Below are 17,189 nucleotides of genomic sequence, written 5' to 3'. Positions count from 1 at the left end.
TTTTCCTTACCTTTAGTTGTAATAAATTGATAATCAAAAACTTTATAATTGAAAATGTGTAATTTTTCTACTGTTTAACATCATAAAAAGAGAAGTCATGAAAAAGGTATTTTCCGATGAAGATCTAATCAAGAATCTGAGCTTATATTACCTGAATCGACATTTGAAAAAAAAGCCGATGGCGAAGTATCACCGTACGATAGATGAATCGCCGCTTCATGACCGGGAAAAATATAAGAAGAAAGCCGAAATCTTGCTTCTTAATTCTTTTATGCATCATTTTCCTGAAGTTAAATTTGAGAATCTTACCTGCGAAAGCCCAGACTTTATCGCTAAATTCAACGATAAAAAAATAGGAATTGAATTGACTGAAGTTATCAACCATCTTGAAATGAAGAAGATGGAGAGTAATTTAAACAAGATGTTCCGTCAGGCAGAAATATTATTAGAACAGGAAGACACTACGAAATATCGTGGTGTTTATTTTTTAGAATTCCTGCCCAATATAAAATTCGATAATCTGGAAGAGCAACAGGAAAATATTCTTAGTATCTATAGAAGTATAAAAAAAAATAAACCAAGTGGATGTGTGAAAAGCGTCAGAAAATCTTTTCATCGCAGGAATGTTTTCATTACTCATGAATACAGTATGAACTTGTTTGATGAGCTTTGTTCTGAGAAAATTTTAGAATTGATTGAAAAGAAAAATGAAAAATTTCCTTATTATGATACTTCTGTAGATGAATGTTGGCTGGTAATTGTTTCTGACATGAATTCTATTGCTTCACGCTACACTTTTATCCAGGATAAGGAACATTTAAATGAAGTGAAAAGTCCTTTTCATAAGATTTTTCACTTGGAGAATCTTTGCGGAAATATTACGAGTATAAAATAATTTTTGTTATTTTCTTTTTTAAAGTGAAATAAGTTTTGATTTTTCACACTTAAATGTGTTATTTGTTTTGAATTTTATTATTAGTGTTGAAAAAATGTTTATATTTGATATACATCATGTTACATTTTTTTTATTAATAACCATTTGAAAACAATATATGAAAAAAACTCTACTCATTTTTCTCTTATTGATATCGCAAACATTTTTTTCTCAAGCAGATTGTACATCTGCATTGTCTGTTTGTGGTAACTCGAGTATAACGTATTCTCCTACTGGAATTGGCGCAGTTAATGAAAGTTTAGGAGGATGTTTGATAACCGGTGAGCATAATTCGATATGGTATAAACTTACGATTGCCACTGGTGGAACGCTTACTTTTGATTTGGTTCCTAATGATCCTGCAGCGGATTATGATTGGGCTGTTTATGGTCCTAACGTTACCTGCGGAAGCTTGGGAGCTCCTATACGCTGTAATGCTGCAACTGTTATTGGAGTTGGGGCTTCTACCGGATTAAATATGACAAGCACTCTTTTAAGTGCTGCCGGAGGTTCATCTACGCCTTATTGTAAATATTTGGATGTCTTACCGGGACAAACCTATTATTTATATATAGATAATTGGGTAGATACCATTAATCCTACAATGGCTCCATTTTCTTTAACCTGGGGAGGAACAGCTACTTTAGCTTCTCCGTTTACAGATCCTGCGATACAGCCTCATCCTTTTGTACCTCCCGGAATCCCTGCAGCGAATCCTGCAAATCCAAGAGAAGTGATTGTATGTAATAATCCTGCGGTATTTGATTTTAATACGTTGTCTGCAGTGATTCTTAATAATAATCCGAATTTCCTGATAAGCTATCATACCTCACAAAATGATGCGTTGTCGGGAGCCAGTCCTATTTTAGCACCGCAGACGGTAAATACAACAACTACTTATTATTACAGCATTCATTATCTGGATCCTACAAATCCTAATAATCCTATTAATTCATGTAGGCAGGTTGGTGCTTTTAAATTCAAGTTGGGAAATATTACAGGTCTTAATGTTAATTTATTCGCCTGTAATAATAACAATGCGGGAGTAGGAACCTTTAATCTTACAACAGCGGCGGTCTTTGGCGATCCTGCTGCCATAAAGAAATATTACCCTACAATCACAGATCTTAATGCGGGAACTAATGAAATTTTGAATCCAACAGCTTATATAGCGGCTGAAGGTACTGTTGTTGTGAAAATAATTTCTCCGTTTGGTTGTATAGGAACAGCAATAATAACGTTGAAATTTTTCCCTGTAGTTGTGGTAAATGATGCTACGTTGAGATCTTGCTTTATTGAAACAAATCCTTCAACGGCATTGTTTAACCTTACAAATGCTTCGGTAACAACACAGGCAGGAACTATTAAAAAGTATTACCCTTCTGTAGCTGATGCATTAAACGGAACAAATGAAATTCCAAATCCTACTACGTATATTGCTCCAAATGGAGTTGTATACATAAAGGTGACTAATGGAAACGGATGTTTTGCTATTGCTAAAGTGACTTTGATTGTCATTGCTCCTGTTTTCTCTGCCATTTTAAAAGATAAAACAATTTGCATGGAAGACAAAACAATGTTGGATGCCGGACCCGGATTTAGCTCTTATCTGTGGAGTACAGGTGCTACAACACAATCTATTACTAATGTAGGTGTTGGTACGTATTGGGTAAAACTAAAAACAGGAGATTGTATTACCACGCAGACTGTAAAAGTGTATCCTTCTGAGCAACCTGTTGTATCGAGTATTGATATCTCAACAACTACGGTTACTGTTTATGTTATGGGGGGAGCACCTGCTTACAAATATTCAATGGATAAAATTACTTGGCAGGATTCTAATATCTTCACAAATGTTTCAAGAGGCAATCATGTGGTGTATGTAAAAGATAGTTATGATTGTGAGCCTATTGAAATTACGATTGTTGTACCCAATTTAATCAACGTTATTACTCCAAACGGTGACGGAGTGAATGATGTGATTGATTATTCTGCATTAGCAGGAAAACAAAATCTGGTATTCAATATTTTTGACAGATATGGAGCGAAAATATTCCAGGCAGATAAGTTTAACGGATATAAATGGGATGGAACCACAAATGGTGGTAAAAAAGTTCCTACTGGAAACTATTGGTACTCTGTATCATGGAATGAAACCGATAAAAAAAATACACCATTCAAATATACAGGATGGGTAATGGTGAAAAACCGAGAGTAAATTAATCAACAATAAATAGTAAAACCATCTCTTTCAAGATGGTTTTACGTTTTTGGAACTTTATTAGCTAAAAGCATTTGCGTAAGCTACAGCCTATATTTTAAATTAATTAAAAGCTTTTGTATCTTTAAAATAATCAGAGAGATAAATTATTTTTCCATTCTCTGAAAAATGGATGACAGTACATATACTATTTTTATAAATATCTTTACCAATCATATTTCCATAAGATATAGTTTGATAAAAATATTTTTGATCTCCTAAAGGAAATATTTCAGAAACCTGCCATTCGATTTTTTCATAACGTCTGAAAATGGCTCTAAATAGGGCTAAAATTCTATTCTTACCAGAAATTTCATTAGAAGGTGGAATCCAAATTGTACTTTCGTCAGTGAACCATTTTTCAAGATGTTCAATGTTTAATGAATTCAAATCCTTCATAAAGTCACTTACTTTACAAATCATAACCGCAATTTAGACTTATATACGGTAAAAACGCTAAATTGGTTTTTTATTTTTATAGTATGAAAGACCTATTTATAAAACGTTTTGAGTATTACAAATCACTTGGCGACAAAACCTTTGAGCAGCTTTCTGATGAGCAAATCTTTTGGAAATACAATGATGAAAGTAATTCAATCGCCATTATTGTAAAACATATTGCAGGAAATATGTTGTCGCGATGGACTAATTTTTTAACCGAAGATGGTGAGAAAAGCTGGCGTAATCGGGATGAAGAATTCGTGAATACTTTTACAACTAAAAAAGAGGTTCTCGATTTTTGGGAAGAAGGTTGGAAATGCTTTTTCGATGCATTAAATCAAATTAATGATGATAATTTGTATTCTACACTGTATATCAGAAATGAACCTCAATTGGTAATAGACGCTGTTTTTCGTCAATTAGCCCATTATCCTTATCATATTGGCCAGATCGTTTACATTGCTAAAATGATGAAAAATGATAATTGGAAAACACTTTCCATTGCCAGAAATGCTTCACAAGAGTTTAATTCTGAGATGAAAACTCAATTTACGGAGACAGATTTTGATTCGAGTTCTTCGCCTGTCTGCTTTCAAAATAGTCCGGAAGTTAGAGACGATTATAAACTATAGACCGAATCAATTTAGTATTCATATTTAAATTATTATCTTTGCACCCATAAAAATCAGGAGTAAAAAATGTCTCATTTTCATAGAACTGCCGCTTTTCATACACTCGGCTGCAAATTAAATTTTGCGGAAACATCTACTATTGCCCGCCAATTAACAGATGCAGGTTATGATAAGGTAAGCTTTGATGATAAGGCAGATATTTATGTAATCAATACTTGTTCGGTAACTGAGAATGCAGATCGTGAGTGTAAACTTCACGTAAAGAGAGCGATGAAAGCCAATCCTGAAGGGTTGGTAGTAATTGTTGGATGTTATGCACAGTTGAAGCCTGAAGAAATTTCGCAGATTAACGGAGTTGATTTGGTTCTTGGAGCCAAAGAAAAATTCAATATTCTAAGCTATCTTGATGATTTAGAGAAATCAGAAAGTGAAGGTATTGTTCATTCTTGTGAAATTGAAGAAACTGATTTTTTTATCGGAAGTTACTCAATCGGAGACAGAACCAGAGCTTTTTTGAAAGTTCAGGATGGTTGCGATTATAAATGTACATATTGTACGATTCCTTTAGCCAGAGGAATTTCCCGTTCAGATACCATCGAAAATGTTCTGAAAAACGCCAAAGAAATTGCAGGAAGAGACATCAAAGAAATTGTTCTTACAGGTGTAAACATCGGTGATTACGGTAAAGGCGAGTTTGGGAATAAAAGACACGAACATACTTTTCTGGATTTAATTTCTGAGCTTGATCAAGTGGAAGGGATTGAAAGAATCCGTATTTCTTCCATCGAACCGAATCTTTTAAAGGATGAAAGTATCGAGTTGGTTTCTAAAAGTAAAAGTTTTGTTCCGCATTTTCATATTCCGTTACAATCGGGATGCGATGATTTGTTGAAAAAAATGAAACGTCGTTACTTAACGAAGTTATACAATGACAGAGTTAATAAAATTCGTGAGGTAATGCCTGACGCAGCTATTGGCGTGGATGTAATTGTTGGATTCCCTGGAGAAACTGAGGAAAGATTTATGGAAACCTATAATTTCCTAAATAATCTTCCTATTACTTACTTACATGTTTTCACATATTCTGAAAGAGAAAATACGGAAGCAGTAGGTATGGAAGGTGTAGTTCCGATTCCTGAAAGAAAAAAACGCAACAAAATGCTTAGAATTCTTTCTGAAAAGAAAAAAATGGCATTTTATCAAACCCAATTGGGGAAAACGCTTCCAGTACTTTGGGAGCACGAAAATAAAGATGGCAAAATGTATGGCTTCACAGAAAATTATGTGAGAGTTCAAAAAGACTTTGACCAAGCGTCTGTAAACCAGATCGAATTTCTAAATTTAGAAAAAATCCTGTCAGATGGCACGGTTTCTGTGCAATCTTCTTATGAAAGTTTTTTAGCAAAAGCATAGTCTTTTTTGCTAAATTTCCACTAAATTTATTTTAAACTTTTAAATACTACATTCTATGAGAGATAAGTTTTTATCTTGGGGAATTGTATTAGTAACTGTTGCATGGATTGTAGCTTTACTAATCAGAGCAGATTATTGGATCCCAATTCTATTATCTGCTTTCTACGCATTGGGCGTATATAACGCCTATCAGTCTAAACACGCTATTTTAAGGAACTTTCCTGTGGTTGGATACTTCAGATATTTCTTTGAAAGTATTTCGCCAGAAATGCAGCAATATTTCATCGAAAGAGAGACCGATGGGAAACCATTTCCAAGAAATCAGCGTTCTGCAGTTTACAGACGTGCAAAAAACCTGAGCGATACGGTGCCTTTTGGGACTCAATTAGAAGTTAATCATAGAAAATATGAAGGAATTAAGCATTCTATTTATGCTAAATCTCCTTCAGAAGAATTGCCGAGAGTTTGGGTAGGAGGGGAGCAATGTTCTCAACCTTATCATGCTTCATTGTTTAATATTTCTGCAATGAGTTTTGGTGCATTGAGCGATAGAGCACAGATTTCGTTAAACAGAGGAGCTAAAAAAGGGAATTTTTATCACAATACAGGAGAAGGAGGAGTTTCTCCGCATCACCTGGAAGGAGGTGATCTTTGCTGGCAAATTGGAACGGGATATTTTGGATGTAGAGATGAGGAAGGAAAATTTAACCCTGAATTATTTACAAAATATGCTACGCTTCCCAATGTGAAAATGATTGAGATTAAATTATCTCAAGGGGCAAAACCTGGACATGGTGGGGTTTTACCGGGAGTGAAAAATACACCGGAAATTGCAAAAATTCGTCACGTCACGCCGGGGATGACTATTATTTCTCCACCTTCACATTCTGCTTTTTCTAATGCAGCAGAATTGTTGAGGTTTGTTCAGCAATTAAGAGAACTTTCTGGAGGTAAACCTGTTGGTTTTAAATTATGTATCGGTGATACGAAGGAGTTTGATGATATTTGCGTTCAGATGAATGTGTTAAAAATCTACCCTGATTTCATTACAATTGACGGAGCAGAAGGAGGAACTGGAGCGGCACCACCAGAATTTTCTGATGGAGTAGGAATGCCTCTGGAACCAGCTTTGATCTTTGTTAACAGAACTTTGAACAGTTACAATGTAAGAGATAAACTAAGAGTGATTGCCAGTGGAAAGGTCTTAACAAGTTTAGATATTCTAAGAGCTGTTGCAATGGGTGCAGATATGTGTAATAACGCGAGAGGATTTATGTTTTCTTTAGGCTGTATTCAGGCATTGAGATGTAATAATAATAAATGTCCAACAGGAGTGGCAACGCAGGATAAAATGCTGATTAAAGGGCTTGATGTTACCGATAAGGCTGAAAGAGTATACCATTTTCATAAAAATACACTGCACACTTGTAATGAATTGATTGCAGCAGCAGGAAGAAGTTCTTATGAAGAAGTAGATGCTACAATGTTTATGAGAGGTGATGAATTTGACCATTTGGCTGATCTTTATTTCCCTGATATTTTAGGAAATGTGAAGCAGAAAGCAAGGTATTAAATGATTGAAAATAATATCAAAATAAAACCCGTTACAAATATTGTAGCGGGTTTGTTATTGTATAGACTAAATAATTTTATTTATCTAGCTGTTGTTTTAAATACTTGAAAGTTGAACACGAAAGTTCTGTTTCTGAAAGAATAACCACTATAATTGTAGTGTGCATCTCTAGCAAAAGCGGCTCTTGATGGTACAATAATTACCCCTTGTAAGTTATAAGGAGAGCCATCAACCTGATCAAATGCTTTAAATTTTTGTAAAGCTTCATTATAACCTTCAATTACATAATAACTTGGTTGCTTTGCAGCATCAGTTGTTGCCTTAGTTATTAAAGGATCAGTTAAAGGATCAATATAATAAAATTTTGGATCTATTACAGGTGAACCAGATCCGTCAATTGTATTGTAAGGAGTCATGTCACTACCTGATATGAACGCAACGTTTCCGTCTGTATTAGCAGCAAGATATGTTTTAGCTCTCATCATGGTTCTTGTAATGTCTGTAGCACCAATTGTTTTCCCTGGTGAAGGTTGGGCTCCATTTCTTACGATATAAACTACACCTGAAGGTAATTTTACAGGAGCAGGAATCATAGCGCTTAGTTTTGTTTGATGGTCATCAGCTGTATCTGTTGCGCTAAAAGCTTTTATATTTCCTTGGGTATCCAAATAATTAGCATCTAAAAACTTATCAATAGATTGATCATCATATGCATTTTGTACTGCGATATCTGATGGTTCTACATAAGTTGCCGCATCATCATCCTTTTTACAGGCAGAAAAGCATAGAGATCCTGTAAGGATATATAAAAATATTTTTTTCATTTCAAAAACTTTAATTACTTTACAAATAATATAACGACAAAAGTATAAAAAATTATGAGAATAGATAAATTTTTATGGAGCATTCGTTTTTATAAGACGAGAACCATTGCTACTGAGGAGATTAAAAAAAATAGAGTTGCCATTGGTGAATCGGTTGTAAAGTCTTCTAAGGAGGTAAAGGAAGGTGATGTTATTAAGATCCGTAAAAATCAAATTGATTACAAGATTAAAGTCATTCAGATCCCTAAAAGCAGAATGGGGGCAAAGTTGGTTCCTCTTCATATCAAAGACGTGACTGATAAGGAGCAATATGAAATACTCAAATTGCGTAAAATGACCCAAGACTATTATAGAATTAAGGGAGAGGGAAGACCCACCAAAAAAGACAGACGAGACATGGATGAATATGCAGGAAATGATATCGATGCAGATTTTACAGACTGGGATGACTTTTTTGGTGAGAAAGAGGACTCAAATGATGATGAGAAAATTGAAAAAGATTTATAAATACAATTTTTCAATAATTTCATTAACGATATCTTCCGGTTCTCTGGAATCTGTATTTACATTAAACTGTGCTTTGCTATAGAACTCGTTTCTTTCGAATAAATGCTTAGCAATAAATTCAGGAAGGTTTTCATCCGAAATGTTGGCTATTATCGGCCTTTTCTCTTTTTGTTTTGAAATCCTTTCTGATAAAGTTTGAATAGAAGCTCTTAAAAAAACACTTTTAGAGTTCAGATTTATAATCTCCATATTGTTATAATAAACAGGAGTTCCCCCACCAAGGCTTAAAATAAGATTTTCTTCAGTAGCCAATAGCTCTTCCAAAGTTTCCCTTTCTAGCTTTCTAAAGTAAATTTCACCCTTTTTTTCGAAAATTTCGGGAATGGTTAATTTATTTCGCCTAGAAATCTCTTTATCTAGGTCAATTAATTTAAAATTTATTTTCTCGCTTAATATTTTGGAAATGTGAGATTTGCCACTCCCCATGTACCCTACCAATGAAATAATCATGAATTTTTTTTAAACAAATTTGCGAAAAAGTTTTGAGATAATGAAAAAAGTCCTATCTTTGCACCACTGAAAACGAGGAACAATACACAACTGCAAATCGTTATCAAAGTGACCGACTCGGTAGCTCAGCTGGTAGAGCAATACACTTTTAATGTATGGGTCCTGGGTTCGAATCCCAGCCGGGTCACAAGCGAAAAAATGATTACTAGATTTTTGTAATTCTTTTTAGCCTGCGTGGTGAAATTGGTAGACACGCCATCTTGAGGGGGTGGTTTCCAACGGATGTGCTGGTTCGAATCCAGTCGCAGGCACTGCAAAAAAAATGAAATTTTATTTGTGCATGTAAATTATTTTTAATACTTTTGCAATCTCAAATTTAGTGACCGACTCGGTAGCTCAGCTGGTAGAGCAATACACTTTTAATGTATGGGTCCTGGGTTCGAATCCCAGCCGGGTCACAAGTTTACTGAAAAGTAAATTTTTTTCATATTAATATTTTGTGATTTGGTGTTCAAAGGCTTCCTAACGGTAGCCTTTGATTTTTTATATGCATTCTTAGTCTAAATGCATATTGTCGATTAATCTCACACCATCTACCATTACTACGATAAAAGCTCTAAATTTTCTGTCCTTATAAAAGAAATCAGTTTCTTTCAAAGTTTCTTCATCAGCAATAAGAAAATACTCTAGCTGCATTCCTTGCTGAAGATCCAGAATATCTTGGACTCTTGCTTTAATTTCGGGAATAGTTATTACTCTGAACCATTCATTAACTTTTGTTAATATCTGATAAATAACTTTTGAAGCTTCTCTTCTGTCTTCATGGAGTCTTTGATTTCTTGAGCTTAATGCTAATCCGTTTTCTGCTCTGTAAATAGGTACGCCTTTTATTTTTACGGTTAATTGTTTGTTTTCGACCATTTTTCTAATAATAGCCAATTGTTGAAAGTCTTTTTCACCAAAATAAGCGTTGTCAGGCTTTACCTGATTAAAAAGCTCTTCAACGACTGTTCCTACACCATCAAAATGCCCTGGTCTAGATTTTCCTTCCATTTCATTTTCTAAGCCACCAAAATCATAATGTTGGCTAACTGCTTTTTCAGGGTAGATATCTTCTATATTTGGGATGTAAACAGCGTCTACTAGTCCTGAATTTTTCAGAATTAAGAGATCTCTGTTCATATCTCGAGGATATTTTTCAAGATCTTCAGGATTATTAAACTGAGTTGGGTTTACAAAAATTGATGAAATAACAAGGTCATTTTCTTTTTTTGCAGCCTCATAAAGAGATAAATGGCCATTATGTAAAGCGCCCATTGTAGGGGCGAAACCTATCCTTTTGCCCATTTCTTTCTGTCTTTCAATGAAATCCTGAAGTGTTTTTTTGTTTTTTAGAACTTCCATAATTTATTTTAATAGCAATTCAAAAATACTAAAAATATCACATAATAAAGTGCAGTATTAACAATTTGGAAAAGGTAATTTTCGTAAAAAAATGTTAATTAAAATAATGTTGGATGTTTTTTTGTAATTTTGCACATTAAAGCATTTTTACAAAAAATTAGATAGAAGTTTATGCCGAATCAAAAAATACTGTACATTACTACAGAGATGTATCCATATCAAGAAGACTCCAATATGGCTGCAGTGGTAAACAAAATGGCACTTAAGATGCACCAAGAAGGCAATGATGTAAGAGTTTTTATGCCAAGATTTGGACAAATAAGTGAAAGAAAATTCCAACTTCATGAGGTTATTCGCCTATCCGGGATGAATATCATTATTAATGATCTAGATCAGCCTCTTATTATTAAAGTAGCGTCTCTTCCGGGGGAAAGACTGCAGGTTTACTTTATAGACAATGAAGAATACTTCAAAAGAAAACAATATTATTTTGATGATGAGGGAACTCCTTTCGATGATAACGACGAAAGAGCTATTTTCTTTGCCAGAGGAGTAATTGAAACAATTAAAAAATTGAATTGGGTTCCTGATGTTATACATCTTAACGGATGGATGGCTTCTTTTGTTCCAATTTATCTTAAAACATACTACGAATCTGATACGTATTTCAAAGATGCTAAGATTGTTCTTTCATTATACAATGAAAAGGATGCAGCATTTGATAAAAATATTGGTGAAAAATTGAAGTTTGACAATATTTCTGGATTAAAAGCGTTAGATAATCCGAGTGTTCAGAGTTTTGTTATTGAAAGTATGAACTATGTGGATGCAGTAGTAAAAGGAGATGAATTTTTAGATGAAAACTTAGATAAAGCTTTCAAAGAAACATCAACTGCAAAATCGGAATATCTCGATGTGGATTCTATAAACCAACTTTATTAAAAAACACATTTTAATGACTTATACTATTAAAAAAGCTTTCGCCATTCTTTCTTTGGCGATTTTTGGAAGTGCATTGCTTTATAATTGCGAACCCGATCCGGATTCTTTAGGAGAACAATTATTCTTAGACGGAGCAGCAAATGGGAAAGAAGTATCTTTTCCTGTTATTGCCTATAACATTAATAATAATGATAGTATTAGAAGTGATGCTGCCAAATTAGGATTAGCTACTTTAGGTGGCTTGAAAGATGCTCAGTTCGGTAAGCAAAAGGCTTCTTATTATACACAACTAAGATTACCTTCTTATAATCCTGATTTCGGGACTAATGCGGCTATAGATTCTGTTGTTTTAGTAATAAAGCCTACTTATGCTTCGGATTCTATTACTACTACAACTAATGATAGTTATACATATCCTGATGGAAATGTACCTGCTAAAAAAGTGGTGAATACTTACCCAGCTATTAAATACGGAAGAACAAAAGCTCCTAAACTTACAATAAAAGTAAATGAAGTTACTGAATTCTTAAATGGTGTTTCTGATATTGCTTATTCAAATAAAGTTTATAGTTCTGGAGATGAACTAGGAAGAAAGGATTTTACAGGAACTGTGAATTCTGTAACGATTACTAAAACTTCAGACGCATCTTCATTGTTTACATCAGCGGTAGGGTTTAGAATTCCTTTATCTGCTAGTTTCTTCAAGACTAAAATTCTTGATAAGAAAGGGCAGCCTGAGCTTAGTGATGTATCAAATTTTATTAGATATTTTAAAGGTCTTAAACTTTCCGTTGAAGAAGATGATGCCTATTTGACTCAGTTTTCTCCTAATGACATGGAGCTGGTGATGTATTACAAAAATGATAAAAATGATAATGGTACTATAACAAGACCACAAACGACATATACATTTGCTCTAGGCTCAGCGAACGCTCATATTGGAAATTATGTTTATGACAGATTCGGGACACCTTCTAAAGCTGCAATTGACGGAAGTAACCAAAATACAGGAGACGAAAGATTATATGCTCAGGGTATGGGAGGCCCTTCAATTGGAGTTAAGCTTCCTCTTGTTGAAACAATTAACGAGCTTAAAAAATTGTATAAAAATAATAAAGCAGCTATTATTAGTGCGAAGATTAGAGTATATACTGATGATGTTAATTGGACAAATCAATATGCAAAGCCGAAAAATTTCACAATTGTTCAGAGAGATAAAGATGCTAATGGTGTTACTACAGCATTTACAACAGACCTATTGAATTTAACAGGTGCTAATAACTTTGCTATTTACAGAGCTTATGATTTAGACAAAAACCCAACCTATTATGATTTTACAGTTACAAAATCTGTAAAAGATATTGTTGAGGCTTCTGACGGCACTCTTACTGATGAAGCTATTGCGAATAAATATTTTAAAATTGATATGGGTAACTTCTTAACTAACACGGCAGGTAGCCTAGCTGGATACCAATATACATCCAGACCATATGCCGTGGACAGAGCAGTATTTATAGGTTCTAACTCAACAAATGCTCATAGAATACAATTAATAATAATTTACGGTACAAAATAAATTTAAAAAAACACTTGATAAAATTATGTGCGGAATAGTAGGATATACAGGTTTTCAAGACGCTTACGATATAGTAATTAATGGTCTTAGAAGATTAGAATATAGGGGGTATGATAGTGCAGGGATTGTTCTTGAAGATAAAAATAACAAGCTTGAAGTTGAAAAAACAAAAGGTAAAGTAGAAGATCTTGTTAATATTGCTAGCCATTTAAAAGGAACAGCTACAATAGGTATGGGGCACACACGTTGGGCAACTCACGGAGTTCCAAGTGATAGAAACTCTCACCCACATTTATCTAATAATAGTAAAATTGCGATTATTCATAACGGTATCATTGAAAATTATGATACGATAAAGAAAATGCTTACTGAAAAAGGATTTACATTCAAATCAGAAACAGATACTGAAGTATTGGTAAATCTTATCCAGTATTTTATGGATCTTAATGTTGAAATGGATTTCCCTACGGCAGTAAGATATGCTCTTAACGAAGTCTATGGTGCCTATGCAATTACAGTAATGCATGAAGATTATCCAGGAGTATTGGTTGTTGGTAGATTAGGTTCTCCTTTAGCTATTGGAATAGGTGATAAAGAATATTTTATTGCTTCTGATGCTTCTCCTTTCGTAGAATTTACAAAAGAAGCTATCTATTTAGAAGAAGGTCATATGGCAACTATTTCATTGGAAAATGGAGTAGATATCAGAACTATTAATGATAATTTAAAAATTGAGCCTGAAATTCAGAAACTTAAGTTGAATCTTGAGCAGATTGAAAAAGGAGGATACGAGCATTTTATGCTTAAAGAAATTTTTGAACAGCCAAAATCTGTGCAAGATACAATGAGAGGTAGATTGCTTGTGGATGAAGGTGTAATCAAAATGGCCGGAATTTGGGATCATGTTGAGAAATTCAAGAATGCTAACAGAATCATCATCATTGCTTGCGGAACTTCTTGGCATGCAGGTCTTATCGGTGAATATCTTATCGAGGAATACGCAAGAATTCCGGTGGAGGTAGAATATGCATCAGAATTCAGATACAGAAATCCTATTATTACAGATAAAGATGTAGTAATTGCTATTTCTCAATCGGGAGAAACTGCTGATACAATGGCAGCATTAAAACTGGCGAAAGAAAGAGGTGCATTTATATATGGTATATGTAATGTGGTAGATTCATCTATTGCTAGAATTACAGATGCAGGTTCATATACTCATGCAGGACCAGAAATTGGAGTTGCTTCTACAAAAGCATTTACAGCTCAGCTTACCATTCTTAGCTTAATTGCTCTTAAACTAGGTAAGCATAACGGTAACTTAGGAAATGCTGAATTTATGAGCTTGATTGCTGAGTTGGATGCTATTCCTAAGAAAATAGAAGATGTCCTTAATGCTACTCATGAATTAACTCAGAGTATTGCCAAAGACTTCGTAGATGCTACCAACTTCTTATATTTAGGAAGAGGATATAACTATCCTGCAGCGCTTGAAGGAGCATTAAAACTAAAAGAAATCTCTTATATCCATGCTGAAGGTTATCCGGCTGCAGAAATGAAGCACGGTCCTATTGCATTAATTGACGAAAACATGCCAATTGTTATCATTGCTCCTAAAAAAGGACATTATGATAAGATTGTAAGCAATGTTCAGGAAATTAAGGCTAGAAAAGGAAAAATTATTGCTGTAGTAAATAGAGGAGATACACAGGTAAGCGAAATGGCAGACTATGTTATTGAGATCCCTGAGACTTCAGAATGTTTCTCACCAATTGTTGCATCAGTGCCTTTACAGCTTTTAGCATATTATATTGCTGTTTATAGAGGAGCCAATGTAGATCAGCCGAGAAACCTTGCGAAATCTGTAACTGTAGAATAAAAGATACTCGTAAATAGAGTAAATTTAGATTTCTTTCGTTATTTCAAAAAAAATCTTAAAAGTTTCTTAAAAAAATTATATATTTACGGCTTAATTATAAAAATTAACATGAAAAGGATATTTCTTTTATTATTGTCTGCGTCGGTAGCGTCGGTATCTTGTTCAGGTGGTGGAAGCTCTTCTGTAGGGAAGCCAGGAACAAAAGGAGAGTTGATACCAAGAGAAAAAACAAAATCATTTGTTGCGGAAAGACCATACGGAATGGTGGCAATTCCTGCAGGATCATTTGTTGCTGGTTTAGCAGACCAGGATCCAACAAATACTCCTGAAAAAGCACAATTAAAAACGGTTACTGTTTCTTCTTTCTTCATGGATGAAGCTGAAACTACTAATGCAGAATACAGGGTGTTTATCAACTATGTAAGAGATTCAATTGCTAGAACTTTACTTGCTGAAGCTGCTGGAGAAGGCGGAGAAGGCGGTCGTAAAGGAGCAAGCATAGGAGATTATGCATACCTTGCTAAAAAAGAAGAAAATTTAACACCTTATCAAGAATATTTAGAGGGACAAGGAGGTAGAGATGACGGAGGATTTGATGTAAACAAGAGATTAGATTGGAAAATCCCTTTACATTGGAGTACAACTAAATATCCTGATGTAGAATATGCAGAGGTTTTAGAGTCTTTATATTTACCGGCTTCTTCAAGAATGGGTAATGAAAGAATCCTAGATGTTAGTAAATTAAAATATAATTATCAGTGGGGAGATATGGATGCTGCACTTGCTGAAAAAGAAAGAGGGGTAAACTTCCTTAAAAATTCTAGTATTGCCATCTATCCAGATACTACAGTTTGGGTAAAAGATTTCCACTTTGCTTATAATGAGCCATTATTTGAACAATATTTTTGGCATAAAGCTTACAAAGATTATCCTGTTGTAGGGGTAACTTGGGACCAAGCAAGAGCGTATTGTACTTTCAGATCTAAATTGAAAACTGATTACAATGAAAGCTTAAAAAGAAAAAAACAAAGACCATTGAAGTTCCGTCTTCCAACAGAAATCGAATGGGAATATGCTGCTAGAGGTGGTATGCAAAATGCTACTTACCCTTGGGGAGGTCCATATTTGATGGATGATAGAGGTTGCTACTTAGCAAACTTTAAACCGAAAAGAGGTAATTACATGGAAGACGAGAAAAAAGGTACTTATACATATGCCGCTCCAGTAAAGAAGTTTAAGAAAAATGGATTTGGGTTGTTTGATATGGCTGGAAACGTTTCTGAATGGACAGCGTCTGCTTATAACAATTCTTCATACGGTTTCTCTTCTACTTTAAATCCTTCAACTAAAGACAAAACTGATACTAAGAAATCTGTAAGAGGTGGTTCTTGGAAAGACGTAGGTTATATGCTTATGACTGGTGCAAGAGATTGGGAAAGAAAAGATTCTGCGAGAAGTTATATCGGATTTAGAACAGTACAGGATATTCCTGAAGCTGCTGTTAAGCCAAGAAGAGTTAACAGATAATCATTATCGAACATTTATTTTTTCAATAACAATTTTATTTAACATTAAAAAAAACTAACTTATATGTTTAAGACTAAAGATGCTTGGATGAATTTCTTTTATTCGTTCGGTGCTGCAATTGTAATTCTTGGAGCTTGGCTTAAAATTACTCACATTTCATTTGGACCAATCAATGGTAACATTGCTCTTACGGTAGGGCTTATTACAGAGGCAATTATCTTTATTATTTTCGCTTTTGACCCACCAAAATCAGAAGAGTCTTATGCTTGGGAAAATGTATATCCTGAATTATTAGATAAACATGCAAACCCTAACCCAATACACTCAAATGTATCTTCTAAAAACGGAGCAGCTGCTCAATTTGCAGAATTAGAAAATTCTCTTTCTACAAAATTGGATAAGATGCTTGCTGATGCAAAATTAGATGTTCAGTTATTTGATAGATTAAGAACAGGTATTGATAAGTTTTCAAACTCTGTAGATCAGATTAATCAAACTGTTGACGTTTCTGCTTCTACACATAAATATAATGATCAATTAAATAAAGCTGCTACGCACATGGAAAGCATGAATGCTCTATATGTAATGCAATTAGAAAGCGGTAAGAGACAATCAGAATTTGCTAATAAATATGTAGCAGATATGCAAAAGTCTGCTGAGCAATCAGAAAAATTCAATCAAGAGCTACAAGGCTTAACATCGAACTTAAATAACTTAAACAGAGTTTATGGTGGTATGTTAACTGCGATGAAGTCTTAATTCCCAAC

The 17,189-nt window shown here is 34.2% G+C and carries 15 protein-coding genes and 3 tRNA genes; 14 read left to right on the top strand and 4 right to left on the bottom strand.

Features of this window, described 5'->3' with window-relative positions:
* Window positions 1–97: 97 nt before the first annotated feature.
* The gene (locus BUB80_RS07595; protein WP_073292338.1) at window positions 98–895 is read left to right on the top strand and encodes a hypothetical protein; all 798 of its coding nucleotides are present in this window, start codon (window positions 98–100) and stop codon (window positions 893–895) included.
* Between the two features lie 157 nt (window positions 896–1,052).
* Complete coding sequence (locus BUB80_RS07590) at window positions 1,053–3,152, top strand: T9SS type B sorting domain-containing protein (protein ID WP_073292337.1); 2,100 nt, start codon at window positions 1,053–1,055, stop codon at window positions 3,150–3,152.
* A 105-nt stretch (window positions 3,153–3,257) separates the two neighbouring features.
* On the opposite strand, the gene BUB80_RS07585 is transcribed toward BUB80_RS07590, so the two are convergent.
* The gene (locus tag BUB80_RS07585) at window positions 3,258–3,617 is read right to left on the bottom strand and encodes a nuclear transport factor 2 family protein (protein ID WP_083547108.1); all 360 of its coding nucleotides are present in this window, start codon (window positions 3,615–3,617) and stop codon (window positions 3,258–3,260) included.
* A 59-nt stretch (window positions 3,618–3,676) separates the two neighbouring features.
* Between BUB80_RS07585 and BUB80_RS07580 the strand changes: the two genes are divergently transcribed.
* From BUB80_RS07580 to BUB80_RS07570, 3 genes are all read left to right on the top strand, one after another.
* Complete coding sequence (locus BUB80_RS07580; RefSeq protein WP_073292335.1) at window positions 3,677–4,267, top strand: DUF1572 family protein; 591 nt, start codon at window positions 3,677–3,679, stop codon at window positions 4,265–4,267.
* Between the two features lie 66 nt (window positions 4,268–4,333).
* Complete coding sequence (gene mtaB, locus BUB80_RS07575) at window positions 4,334–5,680, top strand: tRNA (N(6)-L-threonylcarbamoyladenosine(37)-C(2))-methylthiotransferase MtaB (protein WP_073292334.1); 1,347 nt, start codon at window positions 4,334–4,336, stop codon at window positions 5,678–5,680.
* Between the two features lie 55 nt (window positions 5,681–5,735).
* Entirely contained in the window at window positions 5,736–7,253 is a 1,518-nt protein-coding gene (locus BUB80_RS07570; protein ID WP_073292333.1) for an FMN-binding glutamate synthase family protein, read from the top strand.
* An 80-nt stretch (window positions 7,254–7,333) separates the two neighbouring features.
* Here BUB80_RS07570 and BUB80_RS07565 read toward each other — a convergent pair whose 3' ends face one another.
* Window positions 7,334–8,077 (bottom strand): hypothetical protein, encoded by a 744-nt coding sequence (locus BUB80_RS07565; protein WP_073292332.1) that lies wholly within the window; start codon window positions 8,075–8,077, stop codon window positions 7,334–7,336.
* Window positions 8,078–8,131: 54 nt separating this feature from the next.
* Between BUB80_RS07565 and BUB80_RS07560 the strand changes: the two genes are divergently transcribed.
* Complete coding sequence (locus BUB80_RS07560) at window positions 8,132–8,584, top strand: RNA-binding S4 domain-containing protein (RefSeq protein WP_073292331.1); 453 nt, start codon at window positions 8,132–8,134, stop codon at window positions 8,582–8,584.
* Here the strand turns inward: BUB80_RS07560 and BUB80_RS07555 are convergent.
* A complete protein-coding gene (locus tag BUB80_RS07555) occupies window positions 8,579–9,094 on the bottom strand; it encodes a shikimate kinase (RefSeq protein WP_073292330.1) in 516 nt (171 codons plus the stop codon). The two genes, BUB80_RS07560 and BUB80_RS07555, sit on opposite strands and share 6 nt — an antisense overlap.
* 114 nt (window positions 9,095–9,208) lie before the next feature.
* On the opposite strand from BUB80_RS07555, the gene BUB80_RS07550 reads away from it, so the two are divergent.
* From BUB80_RS07550 to BUB80_RS07540, 3 genes are all read left to right on the top strand, one after another.
* Window positions 9,209–9,281: transfer RNA gene (locus BUB80_RS07550), tRNA-Lys, on the top strand.
* A gap of 41 nt (window positions 9,282–9,322) precedes the next feature.
* Window positions 9,323–9,405, top strand: a tRNA-Leu gene (locus BUB80_RS07545).
* A 74-nt stretch (window positions 9,406–9,479) separates the two neighbouring features.
* A tRNA-Lys gene (locus BUB80_RS07540) sits at window positions 9,480–9,552 on the top strand.
* 97 nt (window positions 9,553–9,649) lie between these two features.
* Here the strand turns inward: BUB80_RS07540 and panC are convergent.
* Complete coding sequence (panC, locus tag BUB80_RS07535; RefSeq protein ID WP_073292329.1) at window positions 9,650–10,498, bottom strand: pantoate--beta-alanine ligase; 849 nt, start codon at window positions 10,496–10,498, stop codon at window positions 9,650–9,652.
* 171 nt (window positions 10,499–10,669) lie between these two features.
* On the opposite strand from panC, the gene BUB80_RS07530 reads away from it, so the two are divergent.
* The 5 genes from BUB80_RS07530 to porL all read left to right on the top strand — a co-directional run bounded on the left by BUB80_RS07530 (window position 10,670) and on the right by porL (window position 17,181).
* On the top strand, window positions 10,670–11,440 hold the full coding sequence (locus tag BUB80_RS07530) for a glycogen/starch synthase (RefSeq protein ID WP_073292328.1): 771 nt from the start codon (window positions 10,670–10,672) through the stop codon (window positions 11,438–11,440).
* 13 nt (window positions 11,441–11,453) lie between these two features.
* A complete protein-coding gene (locus tag BUB80_RS07525; protein ID WP_073292327.1) occupies window positions 11,454–13,016 on the top strand; it encodes a DUF4270 family protein in 1,563 nt (520 codons plus the stop codon).
* Window positions 13,017–13,041: 25 nt separating this feature from the next.
* Window positions 13,042–14,895: a glutamine--fructose-6-phosphate transaminase (isomerizing) gene (glmS, locus tag BUB80_RS07520; RefSeq protein WP_073292326.1), complete on the top strand. Its 1,854-nt coding sequence runs from the start codon at window positions 13,042–13,044 to the stop codon at window positions 14,893–14,895.
* Window positions 14,896–15,003: 108 nt separating this feature from the next.
* Window positions 15,004–16,422, top strand: coding sequence for a T9SS ring complex lipoprotein PorK/GldK (gene porK, locus BUB80_RS07515; protein ID WP_073292325.1), 1,419 nt, complete (start codon window positions 15,004–15,006; stop codon window positions 16,420–16,422).
* Window positions 16,423–16,485: 63 nt separating this feature from the next.
* The gene (porL, locus tag BUB80_RS07510; RefSeq protein ID WP_054510480.1) at window positions 16,486–17,181 is read left to right on the top strand and encodes a type IX secretion system motor protein PorL/GldL; all 696 of its coding nucleotides are present in this window, start codon (window positions 16,486–16,488) and stop codon (window positions 17,179–17,181) included.
* The last annotated feature ends 8 nt before the right edge of the window (window positions 17,182–17,189 follow it).

The organism is Chryseobacterium polytrichastri, assembly GCF_900142445.1.
In the GTDB taxonomy this organism is placed as follows: domain Bacteria; phylum Bacteroidota; class Bacteroidia; order Flavobacteriales; family Weeksellaceae; genus Chryseobacterium; species Chryseobacterium polytrichastri.
This window is presented reverse-complemented; position numbering and strand designations above follow the sequence as displayed.

Bases quoted from the DNA above. Each gene is read 5' to 3' on its own strand.
- BUB80_RS07595 (WP_073292338.1), top strand. From the start codon at position 98: ATGAAAAAGGTATTTTCCGATGAAGATCTAATCAAGAATCTGAGCTTA.
- BUB80_RS07590 (WP_073292337.1), top strand. From the start codon at position 1,053: ATGAAAAAAACTCTACTCATTTTTCTCTTATTGATATCGCAAACATTT.
- BUB80_RS07585 (WP_083547108.1), bottom strand. From the start codon at position 3,617: ATGATTTGTAAAGTAAGTGACTTTATGAAGGATTTGAATTCATTAAAC.
- BUB80_RS07580 (WP_073292335.1), top strand. From the start codon at position 3,677: ATGAAAGACCTATTTATAAAACGTTTTGAGTATTACAAATCACTTGGC.
- mtaB (WP_073292334.1), top strand. From the start codon at position 4,334: ATGTCTCATTTTCATAGAACTGCCGCTTTTCATACACTCGGCTGCAAA.
- BUB80_RS07570 (WP_073292333.1), top strand. From the start codon at position 5,736: ATGAGAGATAAGTTTTTATCTTGGGGAATTGTATTAGTAACTGTTGCA.
- BUB80_RS07565 (WP_073292332.1), bottom strand. From the start codon at position 8,077: ATGAAAAAAATATTTTTATATATCCTTACAGGATCTCTATGCTTTTCT.
- BUB80_RS07560 (WP_073292331.1), top strand. From the start codon at position 8,132: ATGAGAATAGATAAATTTTTATGGAGCATTCGTTTTTATAAGACGAGA.
- BUB80_RS07555 (WP_073292330.1), bottom strand. From the start codon at position 9,094: ATGATTATTTCATTGGTAGGGTACATGGGGAGTGGCAAATCTCACATT.
- panC (WP_073292329.1), bottom strand. From the start codon at position 10,498: ATGGAAGTTCTAAAAAACAAAAAAACACTTCAGGATTTCATTGAAAGA.
- BUB80_RS07530 (WP_073292328.1), top strand. From the start codon at position 10,670: ATGCCGAATCAAAAAATACTGTACATTACTACAGAGATGTATCCATAT.
- BUB80_RS07525 (WP_073292327.1), top strand. From the start codon at position 11,454: ATGACTTATACTATTAAAAAAGCTTTCGCCATTCTTTCTTTGGCGATT.
- glmS (WP_073292326.1), top strand. From the start codon at position 13,042: ATGTGCGGAATAGTAGGATATACAGGTTTTCAAGACGCTTACGATATA.
- porK (WP_073292325.1), top strand. From the start codon at position 15,004: ATGAAAAGGATATTTCTTTTATTATTGTCTGCGTCGGTAGCGTCGGTA.
- porL (WP_054510480.1), top strand. From the start codon at position 16,486: ATGTTTAAGACTAAAGATGCTTGGATGAATTTCTTTTATTCGTTCGGT.